At 57.0% G+C, this 26,228-nt stretch carries 23 protein-coding genes and 1 riboswitch; of the genes, 10 read left to right on the top strand and 13 right to left on the bottom strand.

The genetic code is table 11. From position 1 onward, the window contains the following. Positions 1–3 precede the first annotated feature (3 nt). Complete coding sequence (gene rpoC, locus CWM57_RS26385) at positions 4–4,227, top strand: DNA-directed RNA polymerase subunit beta' (protein WP_061156159.1); 4,224 nt, start codon at positions 4–6, stop codon at positions 4,225–4,227. 400 nt (positions 4,228–4,627) lie between these two features. Next, positions 4,628–5,968, top strand: coding sequence for an anaerobic C4-dicarboxylate transporter DcuB (dcuB, locus tag CWM57_RS26380; protein ID WP_008808003.1), 1,341 nt, complete (start codon positions 4,628–4,630; stop codon positions 5,966–5,968). 43 nt (positions 5,969–6,011) lie between these two features. Here dcuB and CWM57_RS26375 read toward each other — a convergent pair whose 3' ends face one another. The 10 genes from CWM57_RS26375 to CWM57_RS26330 form a co-directional block, all read right to left on the bottom strand. Then, complete coding sequence (locus CWM57_RS26375; protein WP_008808002.1) at positions 6,012–6,329, bottom strand: PTS lactose/cellobiose transporter subunit IIA; 318 nt, start codon at positions 6,327–6,329, stop codon at positions 6,012–6,014. A 3-nt stretch (positions 6,330–6,332) separates the two neighbouring features. Further along, positions 6,333–6,638, bottom strand: coding sequence for a PTS sugar transporter subunit IIB (locus tag CWM57_RS26370; RefSeq protein ID WP_002884150.1), 306 nt, complete (start codon positions 6,636–6,638; stop codon positions 6,333–6,335). Positions 6,639–6,809: 171 nt separating this feature from the next. Continuing rightward, positions 6,810–8,342, bottom strand: coding sequence for a sensor domain-containing diguanylate cyclase (locus CWM57_RS26365; protein ID WP_165784264.1), 1,533 nt, complete (start codon positions 8,340–8,342; stop codon positions 6,810–6,812). A gap of 315 nt (positions 8,343–8,657) precedes the next feature. Next, entirely contained in the window at positions 8,658–9,791 is a 1,134-nt protein-coding gene (gene thiH / locus CWM57_RS26360) for a 2-iminoacetate synthase ThiH (RefSeq protein ID WP_074387393.1), read from the bottom strand. Next, positions 9,788–10,558 (bottom strand): thiazole synthase, encoded by a 771-nt coding sequence (gene thiG, locus CWM57_RS26355; protein ID WP_074387392.1) that lies wholly within the window; start codon positions 10,556–10,558, stop codon positions 9,788–9,790. The genes thiH and thiG overlap by 4 nt, the downstream gene beginning before the upstream one ends. 1 nt (position 10,559) lies before the next feature. Beyond that, positions 10,560–10,760, bottom strand: coding sequence for a sulfur carrier protein ThiS (gene thiS, locus CWM57_RS26350; RefSeq protein ID WP_060876744.1), 201 nt, complete (start codon positions 10,758–10,760; stop codon positions 10,560–10,562). After that, entirely contained in the window at positions 10,744–11,499 is a 756-nt protein-coding gene (gene thiF, locus CWM57_RS26345; protein WP_074387391.1) for a thiazole biosynthesis adenylyltransferase ThiF, read from the bottom strand. The genes thiS and thiF overlap by 17 nt, the downstream gene beginning before the upstream one ends. Then, entirely contained in the window at positions 11,492–12,127 is a 636-nt protein-coding gene (thiE, locus tag CWM57_RS26340; RefSeq protein ID WP_074387390.1) for a thiamine phosphate synthase, read from the bottom strand. The genes thiF and thiE overlap by 8 nt, the downstream gene beginning before the upstream one ends. Next, positions 12,127–14,022, bottom strand: a complete 1,896-nt coding sequence (thiC, locus tag CWM57_RS26335; protein ID WP_100676584.1) for a phosphomethylpyrimidine synthase ThiC — start codon at positions 14,020–14,022, stop codon at positions 12,127–12,129. Before thiC ends, thiE begins: the two co-directional genes overlap by 1 nt. An 86-nt stretch (positions 14,023–14,108) precedes the next feature. Beyond that, positions 14,109–14,233, bottom strand: a riboswitch (TPP riboswitch). Positions 14,234–14,286: 53 nt separating this feature from the next. Next, positions 14,287–14,784: an Rsd/AlgQ family anti-sigma factor gene (locus CWM57_RS26330; RefSeq protein WP_061156151.1), complete on the bottom strand. Its 498-nt coding sequence runs from the start codon at positions 14,782–14,784 to the stop codon at positions 14,287–14,289. A gap of 94 nt (positions 14,785–14,878) precedes the next feature. On the opposite strand from CWM57_RS26330, the gene nudC reads away from it, so the two are divergent. The 6 genes from nudC to CWM57_RS26300 all read left to right on the top strand — a co-directional run bounded on the left by nudC (position 14,879) and on the right by CWM57_RS26300 (position 19,241). Beyond that, positions 14,879–15,652: an NAD(+) diphosphatase gene (gene nudC / locus CWM57_RS26325; RefSeq protein WP_074387388.1), complete on the top strand. Its 774-nt coding sequence runs from the start codon at positions 14,879–14,881 to the stop codon at positions 15,650–15,652. Positions 15,653–15,692: 40 nt separating this feature from the next. Next, complete coding sequence (hemE, locus tag CWM57_RS26320) at positions 15,693–16,757, top strand: uroporphyrinogen decarboxylase (RefSeq protein ID WP_074387387.1); 1,065 nt, start codon at positions 15,693–15,695, stop codon at positions 16,755–16,757. 12 nt (positions 16,758–16,769) lie between these two features. Then, positions 16,770–17,441, top strand: coding sequence for a deoxyribonuclease V (nfi, locus tag CWM57_RS26315; protein WP_074387386.1), 672 nt, complete (start codon positions 16,770–16,772; stop codon positions 17,439–17,441). A 42-nt stretch (positions 17,442–17,483) separates the two neighbouring features. Further along, positions 17,484–18,074 (top strand): YjaG family protein, encoded by a 591-nt coding sequence (locus CWM57_RS26310; RefSeq protein ID WP_060876751.1) that lies wholly within the window; start codon positions 17,484–17,486, stop codon positions 18,072–18,074. A gap of 186 nt (positions 18,075–18,260) precedes the next feature. Then, positions 18,261–18,533, top strand: a complete 273-nt coding sequence (gene hupA / locus CWM57_RS26305) for a nucleoid-associated protein HU-alpha (protein WP_002884342.1) — start codon at positions 18,261–18,263, stop codon at positions 18,531–18,533. Between the two features lie 12 nt (positions 18,534–18,545). After that, positions 18,546–19,241 carry a DUF1481 domain-containing protein gene (locus tag CWM57_RS26300; protein WP_060876757.1) on the top strand — a complete coding sequence of 232 codons (696 nt, stop codon included), beginning with the start codon at positions 18,546–18,548 and terminating at the stop codon, positions 19,239–19,241. Between the two features lie 3 nt (positions 19,242–19,244). Here the strand turns inward: CWM57_RS26300 and zraP are convergent, their stop codons facing one another. Beyond that, positions 19,245–19,682, bottom strand: coding sequence for a zinc resistance sensor/chaperone ZraP (gene zraP, locus CWM57_RS26295; RefSeq protein ID WP_074387385.1), 438 nt, complete (start codon positions 19,680–19,682; stop codon positions 19,245–19,247). A 259-nt stretch (positions 19,683–19,941) separates the two neighbouring features. On the opposite strand from zraP, the gene zraS reads away from it, so the two are divergent. Together zraS and zraR are read left to right on the top strand one after the other, a co-directional pair. Beyond that, positions 19,942–21,336, top strand: a complete 1,395-nt coding sequence (gene zraS, locus CWM57_RS26290; protein ID WP_074387384.1) for a two-component system sensor histidine kinase ZraS — start codon at positions 19,942–19,944, stop codon at positions 21,334–21,336. Continuing rightward, positions 21,323–22,654 carry a sigma-54-dependent response regulator transcription factor ZraR gene (gene zraR, locus CWM57_RS26285; protein ID WP_074387383.1) on the top strand — a complete coding sequence of 444 codons (1,332 nt, stop codon included), beginning with the start codon at positions 21,323–21,325 and terminating at the stop codon, positions 22,652–22,654. The genes zraS and zraR overlap by 14 nt, the downstream gene beginning before the upstream one ends. On the opposite strand, the gene purD is transcribed toward zraR, so the two are convergent. Together purD and purH are read right to left on the bottom strand one after the other, a co-directional pair. Then, positions 22,644–23,939 carry a phosphoribosylamine--glycine ligase gene (gene purD, locus CWM57_RS26280; protein ID WP_060876755.1) on the bottom strand — a complete coding sequence of 432 codons (1,296 nt, stop codon included), beginning with the start codon at positions 23,937–23,939 and terminating at the stop codon, positions 22,644–22,646. The genes zraR and purD overlap by 11 nt on opposite strands. 15 nt (positions 23,940–23,954) lie before the next feature. Next, entirely contained in the window at positions 23,955–25,544 is a 1,590-nt protein-coding gene (gene purH / locus CWM57_RS26275; RefSeq protein ID WP_074387382.1) for a bifunctional phosphoribosylaminoimidazolecarboxamide formyltransferase/IMP cyclohydrolase, read from the bottom strand. Positions 25,545–26,228 lie beyond the last annotated feature (684 nt).

The following is a 26,228-nucleotide window of genomic DNA, read 5'->3' as shown; positions in this document are numbered from 1 at the left end:
TCCGTGAAAGACTTATTAAAGTTTCTGAAAGCGCAAACTAAAACCGAAGAGTTTGATGCGATCAAAATTGCTCTGGCATCGCCAGACATGATCCGTTCATGGTCTTTCGGTGAAGTTAAAAAGCCGGAAACCATTAACTACCGTACGTTCAAGCCTGAGCGTGACGGTCTGTTCTGTGCTCGTATTTTCGGGCCAGTAAAAGACTATGAGTGCCTGTGCGGTAAGTACAAGCGCCTGAAACACCGCGGTGTGATCTGTGAGAAGTGCGGCGTTGAAGTGACCCAGACTAAAGTGCGTCGTGAGCGCATGGGCCACATCGAGCTGGCATGTCCGACGGCACACATCTGGTTCCTGAAATCGCTGCCGTCCCGTATCGGCCTGCTGCTGGATATGCCGCTGCGCGATATCGAACGTGTACTGTACTTTGAATCCTATGTGGTTATCGAAGGTGGCATGACCAACCTCGAACGCAACCAGATTCTGACTGAAGAGCAGTACCTGGATGCGCTGGAAGAGTTCGGTGACGAATTCGACGCGAAAATGGGTGCGGAAGCGATCCAGGCGCTGCTGCGCAATATGGATCTGGAGCAGGAATGCGAACAGCTGCGTGAAGAGCTGAACGAAACCAACTCCGAAACCAAGCGTAAAAAGCTGACCAAGCGCATTAAGCTGCTGGAAGCGTTCGTTCAGTCTGGCAACAAGCCGGAATGGATGATCCTGACCGTTCTGCCGGTTCTGCCGCCAGATCTGCGTCCGCTGGTTCCGCTCGATGGCGGCCGTTTTGCGACTTCTGACCTGAACGATCTGTATCGTCGCGTCATTAACCGTAACAACCGTCTGAAACGTCTGTTGGATCTGGCTGCGCCGGACATCATCGTACGCAACGAAAAACGTATGCTGCAGGAAGCGGTTGACGCCCTGCTGGATAACGGTCGTCGCGGTCGTGCGATCACCGGTTCTAACAAACGTCCTCTGAAATCTTTGGCCGATATGATCAAAGGTAAACAGGGTCGTTTCCGTCAGAACCTGCTCGGTAAGCGTGTTGACTACTCCGGTCGTTCTGTTATCACCGTAGGTCCATACCTGCGTCTGCATCAGTGCGGTCTGCCGAAGAAAATGGCGCTGGAGCTGTTCAAACCGTTCATCTACGGCAAGCTGGAACTGCGTGGCCTGGCCACCACCATCAAAGCCGCTAAGAAAATGGTTGAGCGCGAAGAAGCCGTCGTTTGGGATATCCTGGACGAAGTTATCCGCGAACACCCGGTACTGCTGAACCGTGCACCAACCCTGCACCGTTTAGGTATCCAGGCATTCGAACCGGTTCTGATCGAAGGTAAAGCCATTCAGCTGCACCCGCTGGTTTGTGCGGCATATAACGCCGACTTCGATGGTGACCAGATGGCTGTTCACGTACCGCTGACGCTGGAAGCCCAGCTGGAAGCGCGTGCGCTGATGATGTCTACCAACAACATCCTGTCCCCGGCGAACGGCGAACCAATCATCGTTCCGTCTCAGGACGTTGTACTGGGTCTGTACTACATGACCCGCGACTGTGTTAACGCCAAAGGCGAAGGCATGGTGCTGACTGGCCCGAAAGAAGCGGAGCGTATTTATCGCGCCGGTCTGGCCTCTCTGCATGCGCGCGTTAAAGTGCGTATCACCGAATACGAAAAAGACGACAATGGTGAATTCGTCGCGAAGACCAGCCTGAAAGACACGACCGTTGGCCGTGCCATTCTGTGGATGATCGTACCGAAAGGTCTGCCGTTCTCTATCGTGAACCAGGCGCTCGGTAAGAAAGCAATCTCCAAGATGCTGAACACCTGTTACCGTATTCTGGGCCTGAAACCGACCGTTATTTTTGCGGACCAGACGATGTACACCGGCTTTGCTTATGCAGCGCGTTCAGGTGCATCCGTTGGTATCGATGACATGGTCATCCCGGAGAAAAAATACGAAATCATCAGCGAAGCGGAAGCGGAAGTTGCTGAGATTCAGGAACAGTTCCAGTCTGGTCTGGTCACCGCGGGCGAACGCTACAACAAAGTTATCGATATCTGGGCTGCGGCGAACGATCGTGTATCCAAAGCGATGATGGATAACCTGCAAACTGAAACCGTGATTAACCGTGACGGTCAGGAAGAGCAGCAGGTTTCCTTCAACAGCATCTACATGATGGCCGACTCCGGTGCGCGTGGTTCTGCAGCACAGATTCGTCAGCTGGCTGGTATGCGTGGTCTGATGGCGAAGCCGGATGGCTCCATCATCGAAACGCCGATCACCGCGAACTTCCGTGAAGGTCTGAACGTACTCCAGTACTTCATCTCCACCCACGGTGCGCGTAAAGGTCTGGCGGATACCGCACTGAAGACAGCGAACTCCGGTTACCTGACTCGTCGTCTGGTTGACGTTGCCCAGGACCTGGTCGTCACTGAAGACGACTGCGGTACCCTGGAAGGCATCACCATGACGCCGGTTATCGAAGGTGGCGACGTTAAAGAGCCGCTGCGCGATCGCGTACTGGGTCGTGTGACTGCTGAAGACGTTCTGAAGCCGGGCACCGCGGACATTCTGGTTCCACGCAACACGCTGCTGCATGAGCACTGGTGTGACCTGCTGGAAGAGAACTCCGTTGACTCTGTCAAAGTTCGTTCCGTTGTATCCTGTGACACCGACTTTGGTGTATGTGCGCACTGCTACGGTCGTGACCTGGCGCGTGGCCACATCATCAACAAAGGTGAGGCTATCGGCGTTATCGCGGCACAGTCCATCGGTGAGCCGGGTACACAGCTGACGATGCGTACGTTCCACATCGGTGGTGCGGCATCTCGTGCGGCTGCTGAATCCAGCATCCAGGTGAAAAACAAAGGTAGCATCCGTCTGAGCAACGCGAAGTCGGTTGTGAACTCCAGCGGTAAACTGGTTATCACCTCTCGTAACACCGAGCTGAAACTGATCGACGAATTCGGCCGTACGAAAGAAAGCTATAAAGTGCCTTACGGCTCCGTTATGGCGAAAGGCGATGGCGAACAGGTTGCCGGCGGTGAAACCGTTGCAAACTGGGATCCGCATACCATGCCGGTTATCACCGAAGTGAGTGGTTTCGTCCGCTTCACTGACATGATCGACGGCCAGACCATTACTCGTCAGACCGACGAGCTGACCGGTCTGTCTTCGCTGGTGGTTCTGGATTCTGCAGAACGTACCGCAGGTGGTAAAGATCTGCGTCCGGCGCTGAAAATTGTTGATGCTCAGGGCAACGACGTTCTGATCCCAGGCACCGATATGCCTGCTCAGTACTTCCTGCCGGGTAAAGCGATTGTTCAGCTGGAAGATGGCGTACAGATCAGCTCTGGTGACACCCTGGCGCGTGTTCCGCAGGAATCCGGCGGTACCAAGGACATCACCGGTGGTCTGCCGCGCGTTGCGGATCTGTTCGAAGCACGTCGTCCGAAAGAGCCGGCAATCCTGGCTGAAATCAGCGGCATCATTTCCTTCGGTAAAGAAACCAAAGGGAAACGTCGTCTGGTTATCACCCCGGTAGACGGTAGCGAACCGTACGAAGAGATGATTCCGAAATGGCGTCAGCTGAACGTGTTCGAAGGTGAACGTGTAGAACGTGGTGACGTGGTTTCCGACGGTCCGGAAGCACCGCACGACATTCTGCGTCTTCGTGGCGTGCACGCGGTAACGCGTTACATCACCAACGAAGTTCAGGACGTTTACCGTCTGCAAGGCGTTAAGATTAACGATAAGCACATTGAGGTTATCGTTCGTCAGATGCTGCGTAAAGCGACCATCGAAAGTGCTGGTAGCTCCGACTTCCTCGAAGGCGAGCAGGTTGAATACTCCCGCGTTAAGATCGCTAACCGCGAGCTTGAAGCGAATGGCAAAGTTGCGGCAACCTATTCCCGCGACCTGCTGGGTATCACCAAAGCGTCTCTGGCAACCGAGTCCTTCATCTCCGCGGCATCGTTCCAGGAGACCACTCGCGTGCTGACCGAAGCAGCTGTTGCGGGCAAACGCGACGAACTGCGCGGTCTGAAAGAGAACGTCATCGTGGGTCGTCTGATCCCGGCGGGTACCGGTTATGCGTACCACCAGGATCGTATGCGCCGTCGCGCAGCGGGCGAACAGCCAGCTGCACCGCAGGTGAGCGTAGAAGAAGCGTCTGCCAACCTGGCAGAACTGCTGAACGCAGGCCTTGGCGGTTCTGACAACGATTAATCGTTGATGCACTGCTAAAAAGCCGGTCAGGTTTCCTGACCGGCTTTTTTATTGTTTGTCCGCCGCCTCGCCCTCGTCTTTAATTACATTTACGACATATTAACGCCGCATATTTTTAGCAATTAATTCATATAAAATATCCATTCCCCGTTCACTGGAAAAACCTTTATTTATATATGGGTAAAAGTTCTACTCATATCAAAAAATAATCAATCCAAAGGCGATATATTCAAAATACCTAATGAATCATGGGATTACTTCTGCTGCTTTATCTTCGGAGCTACTGCTCTGGAGAGGGATCGCCGCATCTCATGCTTCTCCCGATAAGACGCAGAAATAATACCGGCAGGCAGGTGTTGGTCATTTCTTTTGGTCTGAGTGGACAGGCTCTGGGGGCTGCATGGAATTTGCGATACAACTCATTATTATCTTAATTTGTCTGTTTTATGGTGCCAGAAAAGGCGGTATTGCGCTGGGCCTGTTGGGCGGCATCGGTTTGGTTATCCTCGTTTTTGTGTTCCATCTCCAGCCGGGTAAACCGCCGGTTGATGTGATGTTAGTCATCATTGCCGTTGTGGCCGCTTCGGCGACGCTACAGGCGTCGGGTGGGCTGGATGTCATGTTACAGATTGCCGAGAAGCTGCTGCGGCGCAACCCGAAATATGTCTCGATCGTCGCGCCTTTCGTCACCTGCACGCTGACCATACTCTGTGGTACCGGACACGTGGTGTACACGATCCTGCCGATTATCTACGATGTCGCCATTAAGAATAACATTCGTCCGGAGCGTCCGATGGCGGCCAGCTCCATAGGCGCCCAGATGGGGATCATCGCCAGCCCGGTCTCGGTAGCAGTGGTTTCGCTGGTGGCGATGCTGGGGAATTTTACCTTTAACGGTAAACACCTGGAATTTCTCGACCTGCTGGCGATAACCATTCCGTCCACGCTGTTGGGGATCCTGGCGATCGGTATCTTCAGTTGGTTCCGTGGCAAAGATCTGGATAAAGACGAAGCCTTCCAGGCGTTTATTGCGGTACCGGAAAATCGCCATTACGTCTATGGCGATACAGCGACGCTGCTGGATAAAAAGCTGCCGACCAGCAACTGGATTGCGATGTGGATCTTCCTTGCTTCCATCGCCGTGGTGGCCCTGCTCGGCGCGTTTTCCGAACTACGCCCGGCCTTCGACGGTAAGCCGCTGTCGATGGTGCTGGTGATCCAGATGTTCATGCTGCTCTCCGGGGCGCTTATTATCATCATTACCAAAACTAACCCGGCGTCGATTTCTAAAAATGAGGTTTTCCGTTCGGGAATGATCGCTATCGTCGCGGTATACGGCATCGCGTGGATGGCGGAAACTATGTTCGGCGCGCATATGACCGAGATTAAAGGTGTGCTCGGAGAGATGGTGAAGGAGTACCCGTGGGCCTACGCCATCGTGCTGTTACTGGTATCTAAGTTTGTTAACTCCCAGGCGGCAGCGCTGGCGGCGATTGTGCCGGTAGCCCTGGCCATCGGCGTCGACCCGGCCTATATCGTGGCTTCTGCGCCGGCCTGCTACGGCTACTATATTCTGCCGACCTACCCAAGCGATCTGGCGGCTATCCAGTTCGACCGTTCAGGCACGACGCATATCGGCCGCTTTGTCATTAACCACAGCTTTATCCTGCCCGGGCTCATCGGTGTCGGTGTCTCCTGCGTGTTTGGCTGGGTATTTGCCGCAATGTACGGTTTTCTTTGAGAGGGGACGGGCGCCGGCAGCGGCGCCCGTTAAATCCGCGAGGTTACTGCGCGAGCGGCAGACGACGATAGAGTTCAATCATATCGGTCGCCAGATCCTGAATGACCATGGCGTTCATCAGGTGGTCCTGAGAGTGAACGGTGATCAGGTTGACCGGCAGCTTACCGGTACCTTCATCCAGGCCGATGAGCTGGGTCTGGATTTTATGCGCATGTTTGACGAACTCATGGGACTCGGCCATGGCCTGCTCGGCTGCCGCAAAGTCACCTTTCCGTGCTAACTGGAGAGCAGTGAGCGCCGCGCTACGTGCGGAACCGGCATTGACCAACAGCTCCATGATGATCGTTTCTAAATCTTCCATCGATTACTCCAGCATCTTAAGGGCTTTATCCAGAACGGCATCACCTTTCATCATGCCGTAGTCCATCATATCGATCACCGCGACTTTCTTGCCGAAGGGATCGGCCAGCGCCTGCAGTTTAGCCTGCTCATATTTCACCTGCGGGCCGAGCAAAATAATGTCGGCGGCGGCCAGGTTATCTTTAAACTCGGCGACCGGGACGGCCTTGATAGAAACCTCAACACCTTTCTTCTGCGCGGCATCTTGCATACGCTGAACCAGCATGCTGGTGGACATACCGGCGGCACAGCACAAAACGATATTCTTCATAGTCAGTGGCCCTTGTGTTCCGTGATGTCTTATCTTTATCGCGGCCCTGGCGATGCGACAACCGCTTTACCATGATTGTGTGTAAGTCATCACACAAAAATTGAAACCGGTTTCATTTTTGCCGGTAAAAATAAAAAAGCCCACCGAAGTGGGCGGCCGTGTCCTGTTGTCTTACGCGCGCAGGATGCGGTTTTTACCTTGTTGCTTGGCTTTGTAAAGCGCCTCATCGACGCTCACCACCAGTTTATCCAGCGGCTCCATGTTCCATTCCCCCAGTCCGGCGCTAAAGGTGACCGTCAAGCCATCTTCGCGCCAGGTACGCCGCTCGACGTTGACTCGCCATGTTTCCAGTAGTGTTCGGGCGTTATCGATATGTTCGGCAGGAAAGACCACCGCGAACTCTTCACCGCCGTAGCGATAAAGGGAAATCTCCAGCGGCTGGAGGACCTGCAGCCCCTCGCGGGCGACGTTGCGCAGGACGATATCGCCGTTGAGGTGTCCCCAGGTGTCGTTGATCGATTTGAAGTTATCTATATCGACCAGAGCGAGGGCGAAAGGTTGGTGATCGTTCATCAGCGCGGCGATATCGCTGTCGAAGGCGCGGCGGTTTTTGCAGCCAGTGAGGGCGTCGATGGTGGCCTGGCGGACGTAGGTCAGTTCGCGTTGCTTGTTGGTTTCAATGGCTTTACTCAGCATTGCCTCAAGGCGCGGAGCACGTTTGACGTCACCCGTTTTAATCGCATTGATGATATTCATCAGTACGGTACGGGAGGCATGACGCAGATAAAGGCCGAACAAAATGATGATGATCGCCGCGAGTGCGAAACCGCCGATCACTAAGTTCGTCTCATGGCGCGTCAGATTGATAAGGGTGGCGTTATCGACACGGTAAATCACGAACCAGTCGGGATTGGTAAAGGAGTAGTAGTAATACCAGGTATCGCTCCTGGTATCGTAAAGCTGTCCCTCTCCGCTGGTCATTTTATCCATCAGTTCGCCGCTGACGAAGGGTTTAAACAGCGCGCCCGGGTCGGAGTGCAGGACAACGTTGCCATCCCGCTGCACCACAAAAAATTCCCCCTGTACGGGGGCGACCATCTGCCGTAGTGCGAACCCCATGGAGGTGAGATCAAGATGAAAAGCCAGGCTGCCTTTGAGTCTACCCTCCGGAGTAATGATGGGTTTGAAAATGGTAATCGTCGGATGGTGGGTGAAATAATCCATATACGGGCTGGTGTAGTGGCTGAAGGTGCTGGCTTCCGCCTGTTTGATAAACCAGGGGCGCGTTTTCGGATCGAAGGCTTTACTGTCTTCATTTTGCAGCATCTCCGGAGCACGCAGATAGTGGCCCGCGGTATCCGCCAGCGAGATGGATGAGACGCTTGGCATCATGTTCTGTAACTGCATTAGCGTGGTTAACCCTTTCTCCGGATCAACATTCACCGCGTGATTGAGTGCGTCATTACGGGCGAAGAAGGTGGCCGCCCGTCCGAGGATAAAATCATTTTCCCGTAGCAGCGTTTCCGTGTAGTTGATGGCCAGGTTGTGGGTAAAGTTGCGGTTAATATCGTGATAATCTTCGAGAAAATCTTTCCGCTGTGCCAGGGTGACGAAAGTAGCAATCAGCATAAAACTGAGCAAAATGCCGGCAAACCCCACGACGATTGGTGTCGTAAAAGAGAGCTTTCTGTTGTGTAGCGCCATGAATCGTTAATCGTCCCGGATGTATAAACCAAGGGTCCGAACGCAGCTTGTGTCAGCGAGCCTGCCGATCGAATCAGTTAACTATTGCTCAATTATAACTCTGAGGCCTTCATCTATCGTGATTTATATTCGTCGATAATGAACTGGCCCTCGCGCAGCGCGGAGAGGCAGGGCGAAAATGAGGAAGAAAACGTTCGCCCTGGTCAGCGTCCGCTGCTGACCCGGGCAGAATAGAAAAACGGCGGCAATCGGGCGACTCCCCGTTTTTCATCTCTCGTGCAGGCACGCAAAATAATCAGCGGCTTGCAGCATACTTCATGATGATTGCGAGGCGCGTCCCAGCCAGCTGTCCCAGTCTTTCCATACCGGCTGCAGGCCACGGGCGGCTAGCGCGCTGGCAACCTCTTCAGGGCGGCGATCGTCATGTGGGGCAAATTGCTCGAGCTCCGGATGATCGTCGGCGTAGCCGCCCGGCTGCGTTTTAGAGAAGGCGCTGACGTTGTTAATTGCCAGCGGGATCACCCGGTCGCGGAACCAGGGTGATTCACGGGTTGAAAGCGACAGTTCAACCTCCGGCGCCAGCAGGCGGAAGGCGCAAATGGTCTGCACCAGTTGGCGCTCATCCATCAGCGAAGCTGGTTCAATACCGCCGGCACAGGGACGCAGGCGCGGGAAGGAGACCGAGTAGCGGCTGCGCCAGTAGCGCTGCTGCAGCCACAGCAGATGCTCGGCGACCATAAAGCAGTCCACCCGCCAGCTGTCGGAAAGGCCAATCAACGCGCCGAGGCCGATCTTGTCGATCCCCGCCTCGCCTAAGCGATCCGGCGTATCCAGCCGCCAGAAGAAATCCTGCTTTTTCCCTTTCAGATGGTGCTGGGCATACATGCTTTCATGGTAGGTCTCCTGATAGACCATTACCCCGTCGAGCCCCAGCGTTTTCAGCTCGGCATACTCTTCAGTCGCCAGCGGCTGCACCTCCATATGCAGCGAGGAAAACTGGCTGCGGATAGCCGGTAGGTGCTGGCGGAAATAATCCATCCCCACCTTGCCCTGATGTTCGCCGGTGACCAGCAGCAGATGCTCAAAGCCCAGGTCGCGGATCGCGGCGCACTCGCGGGCAATCTCGGCGGCATCCAGCGTCTTGCGCTTAATGCGATTGCTCATTGAGAAGCCGCAGTAGGTGCAGTCGTTGGCGCACAGGTTGGAGAGATACAGTGGCACGTAGAAGCTGACGGTATTGCCGAAGCGCTGGCGAGTGAGCCGCTGCGCGCGCTGGGCGAGGGGTTCAAGATAGTTGGCCGCCGCCGGTGAAAGCAGGGCCATCATGTCGTCACGGGTGAGCGGTTTGGCCGCCAGCGCCCGTTCGACGTCGGCGGCGGTTTTGCTGTTGATGCGCAGGCGGATGTCGTCCCACTCCAGCTGCCGCCAGCGATCGCTGAAGGTTTTCATGCCAGCGCCTCCAGGAATCCGGTCAGCGGGCTGGTGGCTTGCGCCTGCGTACTGCGTGCCCCCGGTCCGGCCTGACGCGCCAGTAATCCGGCATCGACTGCCATACGGAAGGCGCGGGCCATGGCCACGGGGTCGTCGGCGACGGCAATGGCGGTATTGACCAGCACCGCATCCGCGCCCATCTCCAGTGCTTGCGCCGCATGGCTCGGCACGCCAATTCCGGCATCGACCACCACCGGTACGGTGGCCTGCTCGATAATAATCTCCAGCATGGCTTTAGTTTCCAGTCCCTGATTGGAGCCGATCGGCGCGCCCAGCGGCATCACCGCAGCACAGCCAGCCTCTTCCAGCCGTTTACACAGCACCGGATCGGCGCCGCAGTAGGGCAGGACGACGAACCCTTCGCGGACCAGCAGCTCCGCCGCCTTCAGGGTTTCAATCGGGTCGGGCAGCAGCCAGCGGGCATCCGGGTGGATCTCCAGCTTCAGCCAGTGGGTACCCAGGGCTTCCCGCGCCAGGCGGGCGGCAAACACCGCCTCTTCCGCCGTCTTGGCGCCTGAGGTATTCGGCAGCAGGCTGACCCCCGCCGCCAGCAGCGGGGCGAGGATAGCGTCATTGTGCTGGCGTAAATCGACGCGCTTCATCGCCAGGGTCACCAGCTGGCTGCCCGAGGCGCGAATCGCCTCAACCATCACCTCCGGGGCGGCGAATTTGCCGGTACCGGTAAAAAGATGGGATTCAAACGTTTTGTCTGCAATACGTAACATGTCAGCCTCCAGCGATAACCTGAAAAAGCAGGATCCGATCGCCTTCCTGCAAGAGATGATCTTCCCACCGCTCGCGCGGCAGGATGTGTTGATTGAGCGCCAGCGCAACGCCCGGCTGCAGCTGTTCGAGCTGGGTCAGCAGGGCGCTGACGCTGAGATTGTCGGCACATGCCAGCGGCTCGTCGTTAAACCAAATCTGCATGTCGCCCTCCGCACACTGGACAGCTCCGGGAGCGCTGTAGCGCCAGGTTGCGCCAGTTGCTGGTGCGGGCGTCGAACAGCCGCAGGGTATTACGTGGCGTCGTCATTCCGCTGAGCAGCTTAATCGCCTCCAGCGCCTGCAGCGTGCCCATCATGCCGACGACCGGGCCGACGATCCCCGCGGTGCGGCAGTTACGTTGCGGTTCGTCGCTATCCGGCCACAGGCAGCGATAGCAGCCCTGCGTCCAGGGGGGCGTCAATACCATCAACTGACCGCCGAAGCCGACGGCGCTGGCGGTCACTAACGGGGTGTCGAGGGCGACACAGGCGGCGTTGATTGCCTGGCGGGTCACCATGTTATCGGTGCAGTCCAGCACCACGTCCGCTTTCGCCACCTCAGCGCGCAGCGCCTCGCCGCTCAGACGTTGCTGGAGCGCAACCAGTTTGATCTGCGGGTTTAGCTGACTGAGCCGGGTCTTTGCCGCCGCGGCTTTTGGCCGGTCGATATCCTCGCTGGTGAACAGGATCTGCCGCTGTAGGTTGCTGAGATGCACCGCGTCGTCATCGGCCAGGGTCAGCGTCCCGACGCCCGCTCCGGCAAGATAGAGCGCCGCCGGGGAGCCCAGCCCGCCAAGGCCGATAATCAGCACCCGGCTGGCTAACAGTTTCTGCTGACCCTCGATGGCAATATCCTCCAGCAGCAGCTGGCGGCTATAGCGCATAAAGTCGTGATCATTCATCGCCTGCTCCCGCCAGCGCCAGCAGCTGGTCGGTCGCTGCCCGCCAGTTCGCCGCCTGGGTAATGGCGCTGACCACCGCGATGCTGCCGACGCCAGTCGCCAGCACGCCCGGTGCTTTATCAAGGCTAATCCCGCCGATCGCGACGGTGGGGTAATCCGCCAGCCGCTGAATATGCCCGGCAAGTTGCTTGAGGCCCTGCGGCGCGGAAGGCATCTGTTTGGTTTGTGTCGGGAAGACGTGACCCAGTGCGATGTAGGAAGGTCGAGCCGCCAGCGCGACGTCAATCTCCATATCGTCATGGGTGGAAACACCAAGGCGCAGCCCGGCTTTGCGGATGGCGCTCAGATCGGTGGTTTCCAGATCTTCTTGCCCCAGGTGTACACCGTAGGCCTGGTGCTTAATCGCCAGCTGCCAGTAATCATTAATGAACAACCGGGCGTGATACCGACGGCCAAGGGCGATGGCGGCGATGACGTCATCTTCAACGTCGCTGTCGCGTTGGTCTTTGATGCGCAGCTGAATAGTACGCACTCCCGCCTCCAGCAGGCGCTCAATCCACGCCACGCTGTCAACCACCGGGTAGAGTCCGAGACGAAATGGGACGGGTGGAAAATCAGGTTGATACATCAGGCTTCCTCCTGTTTGAGGTAGATTTCGCCGCCACGGGCGCGGAAGTTATTCGACATATCGGCCATTCCGGCGTCGATGGCCTGCCTGGCGGCGTAGTCGCGGACTTCCTGGGTGATCTTCATTGAGCAGAATTTCGGCCCGCACATGGAACAGAAGTGGGCGACTTTGCCGGACTCCTGCGGCAGGGTTTCATCGTGATAGGCCCGCGCGGTGAAGGGATCGAGCGCGAGGTTGAACTGGTCTTCCCAGCGGAATTCGAAACGTGCTTTTGACATCGCGTTATCGCGGATCTGCGCGCCCGGGTGGCCTTTCGCGAGGTCAGCGGCGTGGGCGGCAATTTTGTAGGTAATCAGCCCCTGCTTCACATCCTCTTTGTTGGGCAGGCCGAGATGTTCTTTTGGCGTGACGTAGCACAGCATGGCGCAGCCGAACCAGCCGATCATCGCCGCACCAATGCCGGAGGTGAAATGGTCGTAGCCTGGCGCGATGTCGGTGGTGAGCGGCCCTAAGGTATAGAACGGCGCTTCATGGCAGTGCTCCAGCTCTTCAGTCATATTGCGGCGGATCATCTGCATCGGCACGTGGCCGGGGCCTTCGATCATCACCTGCACGTCATACTCCCAGGCGATTTTCGTCAGTTCGCCGAGGGTGCGCAGCTCGGAAAACTGCGCCTCGTCGTTGGCATCCTGGATCGAGCCGGGGCGCAGGCCATCGCCGAGGGACAGCGAAACGTCATAGGAGGCGCAGATTTCGCAGATTTCGCGGAAGTGCTGGTAGAGGAAATTTTCCTGATGGTGCGACAAGCACCATTTGGCCATGATTGAACCACCGCGCGACACGATACCGGTCAGGCGCTTCGCGGTCATTGGCACGTAGCGCAGCAACACGCCAGCGTGAATCGTGAAGTAGTCGACGCCCTGTTCGGCCTGTTCCAGCAGGGTATCGCGGAAGGCTTCCCAGGTGAGGTTCTCGGCAATACCGTTGACCTTCTCCAGCGCCTGGTAAATCGGGACGGTACCAATCGGCACCGGGCTGTTGCGCAGGATCCACTCGCGGGTTTCGTGGATATAGCGGCCGGTGGAGAGGTCCATCACCGTGTCGGCGCCCCAGCGGGTTGACCAGACCAGTTTTTCCACCTCCTCTTCGATGGAAGAGGTCACCGCCGAGTTGCCGATATTGGCATTCACTTTCACCAGGAAATTGCGGCCGATAATCATGGGCTCAGATTCCGGGTGGTTGATGTTGGCCGGGATGATGGCGCGCCCGGCGGCAACTTCATCGCGGACGAACTCGGGGGTAATGTTTTCCGGCAGGCGGGCACCGAAGCCTTCCCCGGCATGCTGCTGGCGCAGAACCTCGCTGCGGATACGTTCGCGACCCATGTTTTCGCGAATGGCGATGAACTCCATCTCCGGGGTGACGATCCCCTGGCGGGCGTAGTGCAGTTGCGTCACGCATTTGCCAGAGACGGCGCGTTTGGGCGTCAGCAGGCCGCTGAAGCGCAGCTCATCGAGGCCGTCGTCGGCCAGCCGCGCTTTAGTGTAAGCCGAGCTACGTTCGCTGAGCGGAGCGCAGTCGTTACGCGCGTCGATCCATGGCTGGCGCAGCTTTGCCAGCCCCTGGCGGACATCAATGTCAATATCCGGGTCGCCATAAGGCCCGGAGGTGTCATACACCGGAATCGGCTCATTGGCTTCGTACTGGGGATGGTCGTTATCGCCGCCGACGAGGGTCGGGCTGAGCTTAATTTCACGCATCGGGACGCGGATATCCGCTTGTGAGCCGTGAATGTAGATGCGGTGTGAATTGGGAAAAGCGGTACCTGCCAGCGTATCAATGAATCGCTGTGCGTGCTCGCGTTGTTCCCGACGGGTGAGTTTGGTAGTAGACATAGCGCATTCCAGTTAAACAAGGAGATGGCTTGTCAGACGACGGATGGAGTAACAGATGCGACCAGTCCATAACGGAAAGGTGCGACCAGCAGTTTACTCTTGTTCCCTTCGCAGGTATTAGCCTGATCAGGTTCCGCGGATCCCGAATTAACGGTCTCAGCCTTTTCCACGTTAGCCTGCGCATGGAAAATAGGCACTCCGACAAGATGACATCCCCTCCGGAGAGGGGGAATGGAGGTAAACTACTCGTTAATTGCGCACAACTCAAGCAGTCGGCGCAATATTATCGTGCACGTCATTGCTCAGGTTATGCGCGACGGCAAGGGCGATCAGTTTATCTTCCAGCGCAAAACGTGCTTCCAGCGACTCGCCGATATCCGACAGCGCCTGCTGAAATTCAAGGTAGTTATCGTGATCGATAGCGTTTTCGAGGCAGGTATCGTAGTAGTCCATCATCTGCTGGGTATTGGCTTCCAGCTGTGGATAAAGCCGGGTGGCGGCTAAAAGTGGGGTATCGCCTTCCATTTCGCCAATAATGCGTTCATAAATACTAAAATGACCAGATGAGAGGTAATCCACCAGACTTTGGCAAAAGTCATCCAGCGCTCTTTCGTTAAGCCGCATAAATGATTCTTTGCCCGGTTTCAGGCCAACCAGATTGTAGTAAGCCACGAGCAGATGCTTACGCACTTGTAGCCAGCGATCGACCAGTTCATTACTACCGCCAACGCGCTCCGTCAGGTTTTCCAGCTGGTTTAGCATGATTGACTCCGCAAGTTTTGATTTTAAATCTGCTCACCAAAATGTAAATATAATGTTAACAACATGCCAGTGAAGCAAAGGTAGTGCAATAGATATGGATCGTATTATTGAAAAATTAGATCGCGGCTGGTGGGTTGTCAGTCACGAACAAAAATTATGGTTGCCTGGTGGAGAATTACCACATGGCGAAGCGGTTAATTTCGATCTTGTCGGCCAGCATGCGCTGCATATTGGCGAGTGGCAGGGCGAGTCCGTCTGGATGGTGCGTCAGGATCGCCGTCATGACATGGGATCGTTACGCCAGGTGCTGGATCAGGATCCGGGGCTCTTCCAGTTGGCGGGGCGAGGGATCCAGCTCGCCGAATTTTATCGATCGCATAAATTTTGCGGCTACTGTGGCCATCCGATGCATGCCAGCAAAAGCGAATGGGCAATGCTGTGCAGCCACTGCCGTGAACGCTACTACCCACAAATTGCTCCTTGCATTATCGTCGCTATCCGTCGCGACGATTCGATCCTGCTGGCGCAGCATACCCGGCATCGTAACGGCGTGCATACCGTGCTGGCCGGATTTGTCGAAGTGGGTGAAACCCTTGAGCAGGCCGTCGCCCGAGAGGTGATGGAGGAGAGCGGCATCAAGGTGAAAAACCTGCGTTATGTGACCTCTCAGCCGTGGCCGTTCCCGCAGTCGCTGATGACCGCCTTTATGGCGGATTACGCGGATGGCGATATCGTGGTCGACAAAAAAGAACTGCTGACCGCGGACTGGTACCGCTTTGACAATCTGCCGCTCCTGCCACCGCCGGGAACGGTAGCGCGACGCCTGATCGAAGATACGGTGGCGATGTGTCGGGCAGAGTTCGAGTGACATGTTACACTGGGCGCATCAACGCTAAAGGAATGTAAAAATGACCGAACTGAAAAACGATCGTTACCTGCGCGCGCTGCTGCGTCAGCCGGTTGATGTCACCCCGGTGTGGATGATGCGCCAGGCGGGCCGCTATTTACCGGAGTACAAAGCCACCCGTGCGCAAGCGGGCGACTTTATGTCGCTGTGTAAAAATGCCGAGCTGGCCTGCGAAGTGACGCTCCAGCCGCTGCGTCGTTACCCGCTGGATGCGGCGATCCTCTTTTCGGACATCCTGACGATCCCGGACGCGATGGGTCTGGGGCTGTACTTTGAAGCCGGCGAAGGCCCGCGCTTCACCTCGCCGGTAAAAAGCAAAGCCGACGTCGACAAGCTGCCGATCCCGGATCCGGAGCAGGAACTGGGCTACGTAATGAACGCCGTGCGTACCATTCGCCGCGAACTGAAAGGCGAAGTGCCGCTGATCGGCTTCTCGGGTAGCCCGTGGACGCTGGCGACCTACATGGTGGAAGGCGGCAGCAGCAAAGCGTTCACCGTGATCAAAAAGATGATGTACGCCGAACCGCAGGCGCTGCATGCGCTGCTGGAGAAGCTGGCGAAAAGCGTCACCCTGTATCTCAACGCGCAGATCAAAGCCGGCGCGCAGTCGGTGATGATTTTCGACACCTGGGGCGGGGTGCTGACCGGTCGCGATTACCAGCAGTTCTCGCTCTACTATATGCATAAAATTGTCGATGGCCTGCTGCGGGAAAATGAAGGCCGCCGCGTGCCGGTGACCCTGTTCACCAAAGGCGGTGGCCAGTGGCTGGAAGCGATGGCGGAGACCGGCTGTGACGCGCTGGGTCTCGACTGGACCACCGATATCGCCGACGCTCGCCGTCGCGTAGGTCACAAAGTGGCGCTACAGGGCAATATGGACCCGTCGATGCTTTATGCGCCCGCCCCGCGTATTGAAGAGGAAGTGGCGACTATTCTCGCCGGCTTCGGCCAGGGCGAAGGCCATGTCTTTAACCTTGGTCATGGCATCCATCAGGATGTCGACCCGCAGCATGCGGGCGTCTTTGTTGAAGCGGTGCATCGTCTTTCCGCACCCTATCACCAATAGGAGATAAGCCGTATGGACTTAGCCGCACTACGTACCCAACAGCAACAGTTAGCCGCATCGGTCGAGCGAGCGGATCGACTGGATCGCGACCCGCCGGCGTTGATCGGCGGCGCGGATGTCGGGTTTGAGCAGGAAGGGGAAGTGACCCGAGCTGCAATGGTGCTGCTGACCTGGCCTGAGCTCGAGCTGGTGGAGTATCAGGTGGCGCGCGTCGCCACCACCATGCCGTATATTCCCGGCTTTCTCTCGTTTCGCGAAACACCTGCGCTGCTGGCGGCGTGGGAGCAGCTTTCGCAGAAACCTGACCTGCTCTTCGTTGACGGCCACGGCATCTCCCATCCCCGGCGGCTCGGCGTCGCCAGCCATTTTGGTCTGATGATTGACGTGCCGACCATTGGCGTGGCGAAAAAACGGCTGTGCGGAAAAATTGGCGAAATGGGTGATGAGCCCGGCGCACTGGCCCCGCTGATGGATAAAAATGAGCAACTGGCCTGGGTCTGGCGCAGCAAAGTGCGCTGCAACCCGTTGTTTATTAGCACCGGCCATCGGGTGGGGATGGACAGCGCCTTAATGTGGGTCGAGCGCTGTATGCGAGGCTATCGTCTGCCCGAGCCGACGCGCTGGGCCGATGCAGTGGCTTCCCGTCGTCCGTCGTTCGTGCGTTGGCAAGCAAATCACGGCTGATTCAGGTACACTGCGCCTAATTTCTGACTTCGAGAATTCATCATGTTACAAAACCCGATTCACCTGCGCCTGGAGAAGCTGGAAAGCTGGCAGCATGTCACCTTTATGGCTTGCCTGTGCGAGCGTATGTACCCTAACTACGCTATGTTCTGCAAGCAAACCGAGTTCGGCGACGGCCAGCTGTACCGTCGTATCCTGGACCTGATCTGGGAAACGCTGACGGTTAAAGATGCGAAGGTGAATTTCGACAGCCAGCTGGAGAAGCTGGAAGAGGCGATCCCGGCGGCAGATGATTTCGACCTGTACGGTGTTTATCCGGCGATCGACGCCTGTGTGGCGTTGAGTGAACTGATCCATTCGCGTCTGAGTGGTGAAACACTTGAACACGCGATTGAGGTAAGCAAGTCATCCATCACCAGCGTGGCGATGCTGGAAATGACCCAGGCTGGTCGTGAAATGACCGATGAAGAACTCAAAGCGAACCCGGCGGTAGAGCAGGAATGGGATATCCAGTGGGAAATTTTCCGCCTGTTGGCCGACTGTGAAGAGCGTGACCTTGAGCTGATAAAAGGTCTGCGCGCGGACCTGCGTGAGGCCGGTGAGAGCAATATTGGTATAAATTTTCAGCAGTGAGACCAGAAAACGTGATTTACCGCCTGAATTGTAGCGTCTGAAGGCTTCCATTCCGCCCCCCGTCTGGTCTACATTTGGAGGGCGAAAAAAAGTGGCTATCGGTGCGTGTATGCAGGAGGGTGCTTTTTTGGCATTTCCGTCGCACTCGATGCTTAGCAAGCGATAAACACATTGTAAGGATAACTTATGAACAAGACTCAACTGATTGATGTAATTGCGGACAAAGCTGACCTGTCCAAAGCACAGGCTAAAGCTGCCCTGGAATCTACCCTGGCTGCAATTACTGAGTCTCTGAAAGAAGGTGATGCTGTTCAACTGGTTGGTTTCGGTACCTTCAAAGTGAACCACCGCGCTGAGCGTACTGGCCGCAACCCGCAGACCGGTAAAGAGATCAAAATCGCTGCAGCTAACGTGCCGGCATTTGTTTCTGGCAAAGCACTGAAAGACGCAGTTAAGTAAGACCGCGTGGCAGTGAACAGTTTTATCGAAGGGGCTATTAAGCCCCTTTTGTCTGTCTGGCGCCGACCTCTGGCGCTGGCGGGCATCCTGTTGCTGACTGCCTGCAGCCATAACGCCTCGCTTCCTCCGTTTACCGCCAGCGGTTATGCGGATAATCAGGGGGCGATGCGCATCTGGCGTAAAGATTCTGGCGATGAAGTTCATCTTCTCGCCGCCTTCAGCCCGTGGCGTCACGGGGACACCTCGACCAGCGAATATCGCTGGCAGGGCGATCAATTGACGTTTATCGAACTCAATGTCTACGGCAAGCCGCCGGAACATATTCGCGCCCGCTTCGACGCGCAGGGCGATCTCAGCTTTATGCAGCGGGAAGTCGACGGGCAGAAGCAACAGCTCTCCAGCGACCAGGTCGCGCTGTATCGTTATCGCGCCGAGCAGATCCGCCAGACCAGCGATGCTCTCCGGCAGGGACGCGTCGTCCTGCGTCAGGGGCGCTGGAACGCTGCCGCGCATACCGTGTTGACCTGCGAAGGTCAGACGGTTAAGCCTGACCTCGATAGCCGGGCCCTGGCGCATATTGAACGTCGCCAGAGTCATTCCTCCGCCGCGGTGAGCATTGCCTGGCTGGAGGCGTCTGAAGGCTCTCAACTACTGCTGGTCGCCAATGAAAACTTCTGCACCTGGCAGCCGACGGAAAAAAGCTTCTAACGATTACCAGTGGTTCATGCCCATATGACCACCGCCGTTACCGCGGCAGCCGTTGTATCCCATTCCTGCGCCGCGGGGAACGCCTGCCTCAGCCAGGGCGACATCAAACTTCACCCGCTGCTGATCCAGCTTCTGGCGTAAGCCTTCCATCTCCTGAGCGACGGCTTCAATCTTTCCGCTATCCGGTTTTTGCGCCGTGAGCAGTGCGTTGTATTCATAGCGTTTGGACTGCAGCTGCTGGCGCAGGGCGCTGGTTTGCGCATAGTAATCGTTATGTAGTTTCTGCGCGGTGGCCTGTTGCTCCTGGGTCAGCTGACTGTAACCCTGATTGCCCATCCCGTTGTTATTGCCCCAGTGATGGTTGGCCCAGGCCGCGTTGCTGCCAAAGGTCAGTGCGGCAAGGGTGATGAGGGAGAGAGGTAAGGTACGGTTCCGTTTCATGGCATTATCTCCTGTGTGGTTTCTCTTGTTGTTGCATCTTCCATGCCAGCCTGAAAAAGCCCGCCCGTACGGGCCTGCCGGAGGAGCCGATGGGGAAGGTGAGTAAAAATGACCCGTTCCTGGCGGGTCAGGCGAGTCATTTTTACTCACTAAACCGCGGGCGATATGTTTGAGAACAGGATTGGCGGCGTGGGAAAATGGCATGATTTCTGCTGAAGGATCCTGGTGAAAGCGAAAAGGAGATGACAAGGACTCGCCGATGAAGATCAAACCTTTCTCCCGGGACGTTGCCGCTGATGCCCTGAGCTGGCTGCTGACCGGCACAATTGTGCTGTTGGTTATTCTGTTTTCCACGATGATCGTCCGTGACTATGGCCGCGAAACCGCTGCGGCCCGGCAAACCATCGAAGAAAAGGGGAGCGTGCTGATCCGGGCGCTGGAGTCCGGCACGCGGGTCGGGATGGGGATGCGTATGCATCACGCGCAGTTGCAGGCGCTGCTGGAAGAGATGGCCTGGCAGCCCGGTGTGCTGTGGTTCGCGGTGACCGATGAAGACGGTAAAATCATCGCCCACAGCGATCCGCAGCAGGTGGATAACGCGCTGTACAGTCCGGCGCAGATGCGCGAACTCAACGTTAGCGAACAGGCCCGCTGGCGCCGGCTTAGCGAGCCGCAGCCAGCGCTGGAGATCTATCGCCAGTTTCGCCCGCTCAATCCTGCTCGCGGCCATCATATGGGGATGATGAATCGCGGCAACAGCGTGCTGGCTCAAACCACCGTCCCGCAGGTGATTTTTCTCGCCTTTGATAGCCGCGAGCTGGATGCGGCGCAGGCCCGCGGCCAGCGTAACATGATGATCATGCTGGGCGCTGCGGCGCTGGTCATCGCGGCGACGATCCTCGCTCAGTTCTGGTTCCACCGCTATCGTCGCTCACGCAAGCAGTTGCTGGAGGCGATGGCCCGCAAAGAAAAGCTGGTGGCGCTTGGGCATCTGGCGGCGGGGGTCGCGCATGAGATCCGCAATCCGCTCTCTTCGATTAAAGGGCTGGCGAAGTATTTTGCCGAGCGAACTCCCCCAGGCGGCGAAGCGCAGCAACTAGCGCAGGTGATGGCCAAAGAGGCCGACCGCCTGAACCGGGTGGTCAGCGAGCTGCTGGAGCTGGTCCGACCCGCGCATTTAAATTACCAGCCGGTGGATATCAACGCGCTTATCCGGCACTCATTGCAGCTGGTAAGCCAGGATGCGCAGAGTCGCGGGATCGCGCTGCAATTTACTCCGCGCCCTGAGCTAACCACGATCAACGCCGATGCTGACCGCCTGAACCAGGTGCTGTTGAACCTGTACCTGAACGCGATGCAGGCGATTGGCCGCGATGGCGTCATTCGCGTATCGGCAAGCGAAGCCGATCGTCAGAGGGTGAAGATTGTTGTCACAGATAGCGGTAAGGGGATGAGCGATGAAGAGCTGCAGGCCATCTTCACGCCGTATTTCACTACCAAGGCGGACGGCACCGGGCTGGGACTGGCCGTAGTACAGAATATTATCGAACAACATGGCGGGACGATCCGCGCCGAAAGTCAGCCGGGGGCTGGAGCGATATTTACGCTTTGGCTACCGGTGGTGGCTCAACGGAGGGAAGATGAGCAGCGATAAGGTACAGATTCTGGTCGTTGATGATGACATCAGCCACTGCACGATCCTGCAGGCGCTGCTACGCGGCTGGGGCTATCAGGTGGCATTAGCTCACAACGGCCTGCAGGCGCTGGAGCAGATCCATCAGCAGGTCTTCGACCTGGTGCTGTGCGATATCCGTATGGCGGAGATGGACGGTATCGCGACGTTAAAAGAGATTAAGGCCTATAACCCGGCGATACCGGTGCTGATCATGACGGCGTTTTCCAGCGTTGGCACGGCGGTAGAGGCCATTAAGTCCGGGGCGCTGGATTATCTGGTCAAACCGCTGGATTTTGACACTCTGCAGCAGACGCTGGTTCAGGCGCTGGCGCACACGCAACAGAGCGAGAGCGATCCCAGCGTTGCGACGGATTCACGGTGGGGCATGATTGGTGATAGCCCGGCGATGCAGGCGCTTATCAACAATATTACGTTGGTGGCGCCCTCAGATGCGACGGTGCTGATCTGCGGCGAATCGGGAACGGGTAAAGAACTGGTGGCGCGCGCCATCCACGCCTGCAGCGAGCGCCGCGAGAAGCCGCTGGTGACGCTAAACTGCGCGGCGCTGAACGAATCGCTGCTGGAGTCCGAGCTGTTCGGCCATGAAAAAGGGGCTTTTACCGGGGCGGATCGGCGGCGGGAAGGGCGTTTTGTCGAGGCGGATGGCGGCACGCTGTTCCTCGATGAAATTGGCGATATCTCACCATTGATGCAGGTGCGTCTGCTACGGGCGATTCAGGAACGCGAGGTGCAGCGCGTTGGCAGTAACCAGACGCTTGCCGTTGATGTGCGGCTGATTGCCGCCACCCATCGCAATCTGGCGGAAGAGGTGAGCGCCGGGCGTTTTCGCCAGGATCTCTATTACCGCCTGAATGTCGTGACCATTGATATGCCGCCGCTGCGTCAGCGACGGGAAGACATTCCTCTGCTGGCGCAACACTTTCTCAAGCGTTATGCCGAACGTAACCGCAAAACGGTGCAGGGGTTTACGCCGCAGGCGATGGATCTGCTGATCCACTACGCCTGGCCGGGTAATATCCGTGAGCTGGAAAATGCGGTGGAGCGGGCGGTGGTGCTGCTGACCGGAAACTATATCTCCGAGCGAGAACTGCCGTTGGCGATAGCGGGCACGCCGCTGCCGTTTGGTGATAGCGAGAACGCGCTGATTCAGCCGTTAGTGGAAGTTGAAAAAGAGGTGATTCTGGCGGCACTGGAGAAAACGGGCGGCAACAAAACCGAAGCCGCCCGTCAGTTAGGCATTACGCGGAAAACGCTGCTGGCTAAACTTAGCCGTTAGCCTTTTCACGTTCGATGGCGCGCCAGCCGATATCGTTACGGCTAAAGCTGCCGTCCCAGCGAATATCGGTCAGCAGTTGATAGGCGCGCTGTTGCGCCTGCGCCACGGTTTCACCCAGCGCGGTCACGCACAGCACGCGCCCGCCGTTGGTGACGACGCGCTGGTCGTCTGCCAGTTTGGTGCCGGCGTGGAAGACTTTACCATCTGCGGCTTCCTGCTGCGGCAGGCCGAAGATCTCATCACCCGTGTTGTAATTGCCCGGATAGCCGCCGGCGGCAACCACCACGCCCAGCGACGCGCGGTCATCCCACTCAGAGGTTTTCTCGTCCAGCTTGCCGGCGCAGGCGGCGAGGCACAGCGCTACCAGGTCGGATTTCATGCGCAGCATGATCGGCTGGGTTTCCGGATCGCCAAAGCGGCAGTTGAACTCAATCACCTTCGGGTTACCCTGCTTGTCGATCATCAGACCGGCATACAGGAAACCGGTATAGGTATTGCCTTCGGCGGCCATGCCTTTCACCGTTGGCCAGATAATCCGCTCCATGGTGCGCTGATGGACTTCATCAGTGACCACCGGCGCCGGGGAGTAAGCGCCCATACCGCCGGTGTTGGGGCCGGTATCGCCGTTGCCGACGCGCTTGTGATCCTGGCTGGTGGCCATCGGCAGGACGTGCTCGCCATCGACCATGACAATAAAGCTGGCCTCTTCGCCATCGAGGAACTCTTCAATCACGATGCGGTGGCCTGCATCGCCAAAGGCGTTGCCGGCCAGCATATCTTTGACCGCCGCCTCAGCTTCCTCAAGGGTCATCGCCACGATAACGCCTTTACCCGCTGCCAGACCGTCAGCTTTGATGACGATCGGCGCGCCTTTCTCGCGCAGATAAGCCAGCGCAGGCTCGACCTCGGTGAAGTTCTGGTATTCCGCCGTCGGGATATGATGACGAGCGAGGAAATCTTTGGTGAAGGCTTTTGAGCCTTCCAGCTGCGCGGCGCCTTCGGTTGGCCCGAAGATGGTTAGCCCTGCGGCACGGAATGCGTCAACCACGCCAATGACCAGCGGCGCTTCCGGGCCAACGATGGTCAGATCGATGTTTTCATCCTGCGCAAAGCGAAGCAGCGCCGGAATATCGGTAACGCCGATGGCGACGTTTTGCAGCGACGGCTCCAGCGCGGTACCTGCGTTGCCCGGCGCGACGTAGACGGTATCAACCAGTGGCGACTGGGCCGCTTTCCAGGCCAGCGCGTGTTCGCGCCCGCCGTTGCCGATTACTAATACTTTCATCTGTAGCTCCGTGAATTAATGGCGGAAGTGGCGCATGTCGGTGAAGATCATGGCGATACCATGTTCGTCAGCGGCGGCAATCACTTCGTCGTCGCGGATAGAGCCGCCCGGCTGGATCACACAGGTGATGCCCACTGCGGCTGCGGCATCAATGCCGTCGCGGAACGGGAAGAATGCGTCAGAGGCCATGGCGGAACCTTTCACTTCCAGACCTTCGTCACCAGCTTTAATCCCGGCAATTTTCGCTGAGTAGACGCGGCTCATCTGACCGGCGCCTATCCCGATGGTCATATTGTCTTTGGCATAGACGATGGCGTTGGATTTGACGAATTTCGCTACTTTCCAGCAGAACAGTGCATCGCGCAGTTCCTGCTCGCTTGGCTGACGTTTGCTGACCACGCGCAGTTCGCCCGCGTTGACCATGCCGAGATCGCGGTCCTGAACCAGCAGGCCGCCATTGACACGTTTGAAATCGAGGCCGGCAACGCGAGCATTCCACTGACCGCAGGTCAGTACGCGGACGTTCTGCTTCGCGGCGGTGATCTTCAGCGCTTCTTCGCTGGCGGACGGTGCGATGATCACTTCGACGAACTGGCGAGAGATGATCGCCTGCGCGGTTTCCGCATCCAGCTCGCGGTTAAAGGCGATGATGCCGCCGAAGGCGGAGGTTGGGTCAGTTTTATAGGCGCGATCGTAGGCATCGAGGATCGAGTCGCTGACGGCAACGCCGCATGGGTTAGCGTGCTTAACGATCACGCAGGCTGGCTCATTGAACTCTTTCACGCACTCCAGCGCCGCATCGGTATCGGCAATGTTGTTATAGGAGAGCGCTTTGCCCTGCAGCTGAGTGGCGGTCGCTACGGAGGCTTCTTTTACATTCTCTTCTATATAGAAGGCAGCTTGCTGGTGGCTGTTTTCGCCGTAGCGCATATCCTGCTTCTTAATGAAGTTCAGATTCAGGGTGCGCGGGAAGCGGCCAGCGGCTTCTTTGCTTTCACCGTGATAGGCCGGGACCATGCTGCCGAAGTAGTTAGCGATCATGCTGTCGTAAGCGGCAGTATGTTCGAAGGCTTTAATCGCGAGGTCGAAGCGGGTGTTCAGCGTCAGGGAGCCTTCGTTGGCGTCCATCTCATTAATGATGGCGTCGTAGTCGCTGCTCTTCACTACGATAGCGACGTCTTTATGGTTCTTCGCGGCGGAGCGCACCATGGTCGGGCCGCCGATATCAATGTTTTCCACCGCGTCTTCCAGCGAGCATCCTTCACGAGCGACGGTCTGGGCAAATGGGTAGAGGTTAACGACAACCATATCGATAGGCGCGATACCGTGCTGCTGCATGATGCCGTCATCCTGACCGCGACGACCGAGGATGCCGCCGTGTACTTTCGGATGCAGGGTCTTCACGCGTCCATCCATCATTTCCGGGAAACCGGTGTAGTCAGAGACTTCGGTAACCGGCAGGCCTTTATCTGCCAGCAGGCGGGCGGTGCCGCCGGTAGACAGCAGCTCGACACCACGAGCGGAAAGCGCCTGCGCGAATTCGACGATACCGGCCTTGTCAGAAACACTGAGCAGAGCGCGGCGGACTGGACGACGTTGTTGCATGGTATTAAATCCCCAGGATTTGAACATTACAGAGAGCGTTAGGTGAGTTTTTGCCTAAAAACTCACCTAACGCACCCAACCGGGCATCCGTGTCATTGCGCGGCATTGTAACGAAAACGTTTGCGCAACGCTCGCGAATTTTTATCTTTCTCTTTCAGCCACTGTTTCTTCCTTATATAGAAGCTTACCCACCGGGCTTTTGCCGGCGTTTCGTCGCGATTCTGTGGATAATTCTGTGTGTAAAAGGGTATAAAGCGGGGTTTTGCTGGGGAATGCAGCAGTCAGTCATTTTTCTGCCATTTTTCTATTGCAGGCGCTCGAGAACTCCCTATAATGCGCCTCCATCGACACGGCGGATGTGAATCACTTCACACAAACAGCCGGTTCGGTTGAAGAGAAAAATCCTGAAATTCAGGGTTGACTCTGAAAGAGGAAAGCGTAATATACGCCACCTCGCGACAGAGCGCTAAAGCGCGTCGCAACTGCTCTTTAACAATTTATCAGACAATCTGTGTGGGCACTCAAAGTGACATGGATTCTTAATGTCTTCGGACAATAAATGAATACCAAGTCTCTGAGTGAACATACGTAATTCATTACGAAGTTTAATTCACGAGCATCAAACTTAAATTGAAGAGTTTGATCATGGCTCAGATTGAACGCTGGCGGCAGGCCTAACACATG

The organism is Klebsiella sp. G-Nf4, from assembly GCF_002810615.1.
GTDB lineage: Bacteria > Pseudomonadota > Gammaproteobacteria > Enterobacterales > Enterobacteriaceae > Klebsiella > Klebsiella variicola.
The sequence above is the reverse complement of the archived record's forward strand: the minus strand, read 5'-3'. Positions and strand labels throughout refer to the sequence as shown.

Excerpts from the sequence above, each read along its gene's own strand:
- dcuB (WP_008808003.1), top strand. The coding sequence starts at position 4,628 with ATGGAATTTGCGATACAACTCATTATTATCTTAATTTGTCTGTTTTAT.
- CWM57_RS26375 (WP_008808002.1), bottom strand. The coding sequence starts at position 6,329 with ATGGAAGATTTAGAAACGATCATCATGGAGCTGTTGGTCAATGCCGGT.
- CWM57_RS26370 (WP_002884150.1), bottom strand. The coding sequence starts at position 6,638 with ATGAAGAATATCGTTTTGTGCTGTGCCGCCGGTATGTCCACCAGCATG.
- CWM57_RS26365 (WP_165784264.1), bottom strand. The coding sequence starts at position 8,342 with ATGGCGCTACACAACAGAAAGCTCTCTTTTACGACACCAATCGTCGTG.
- thiH (WP_074387393.1), bottom strand. The coding sequence starts at position 9,791 with ATGAAAACCTTCAGCGATCGCTGGCGGCAGCTGGAGTGGGACGACATC.
- thiG (WP_074387392.1), bottom strand. The coding sequence starts at position 10,558 with ATGTTACGTATTGCAGACAAAACGTTTGAATCCCATCTTTTTACCGGT.
- thiS (WP_060876744.1), bottom strand. The coding sequence starts at position 10,760 with ATGCAGATTTGGTTTAACGACGAGCCGCTGGCATGTGCCGACAATCTC.
- thiF (WP_074387391.1), bottom strand. The coding sequence starts at position 11,499 with ATGAATGATCACGACTTTATGCGCTATAGCCGCCAGCTGCTGCTGGAG.
- thiE (WP_074387390.1), bottom strand. The coding sequence starts at position 12,127 with ATGTATCAACCTGATTTTCCACCCGTCCCATTTCGTCTCGGACTCTAC.
- thiC (WP_100676584.1), bottom strand. The coding sequence starts at position 14,022 with ATGTCTACTACCAAACTCACCCGTCGGGAACAACGCGAGCACGCACAG.
- CWM57_RS26330 (WP_061156151.1), bottom strand. The coding sequence starts at position 14,784 with ATGCTAAACCAGCTGGAAAACCTGACGGAGCGCGTTGGCGGTAGTAAT.
- nudC (WP_074387388.1), top strand. The coding sequence starts at position 14,879 with ATGGATCGTATTATTGAAAAATTAGATCGCGGCTGGTGGGTTGTCAGT.
- hemE (WP_074387387.1), top strand. The coding sequence starts at position 15,693 with ATGACCGAACTGAAAAACGATCGTTACCTGCGCGCGCTGCTGCGTCAG.
- nfi (WP_074387386.1), top strand. The coding sequence starts at position 16,770 with ATGGACTTAGCCGCACTACGTACCCAACAGCAACAGTTAGCCGCATCG.
- CWM57_RS26310 (WP_060876751.1), top strand. The coding sequence starts at position 17,484 with ATGTTACAAAACCCGATTCACCTGCGCCTGGAGAAGCTGGAAAGCTGG.
- hupA (WP_002884342.1), top strand. The coding sequence starts at position 18,261 with ATGAACAAGACTCAACTGATTGATGTAATTGCGGACAAAGCTGACCTG.
- zraP (WP_074387385.1), bottom strand. The coding sequence starts at position 19,682 with ATGAAACGGAACCGTACCTTACCTCTCTCCCTCATCACCCTTGCCGCA.
- zraS (WP_074387384.1), top strand. The coding sequence starts at position 19,942 with ATGAAGATCAAACCTTTCTCCCGGGACGTTGCCGCTGATGCCCTGAGC.
- zraR (WP_074387383.1), top strand. The coding sequence starts at position 21,323 with ATGAGCAGCGATAAGGTACAGATTCTGGTCGTTGATGATGACATCAGC.
- purD (WP_060876755.1), bottom strand. The coding sequence starts at position 23,939 with ATGAAAGTATTAGTAATCGGCAACGGCGGGCGCGAACACGCGCTGGCC.
- purH (WP_074387382.1), bottom strand. The coding sequence starts at position 25,544 with ATGCAACAACGTCGTCCAGTCCGCCGCGCTCTGCTCAGTGTTTCTGAC.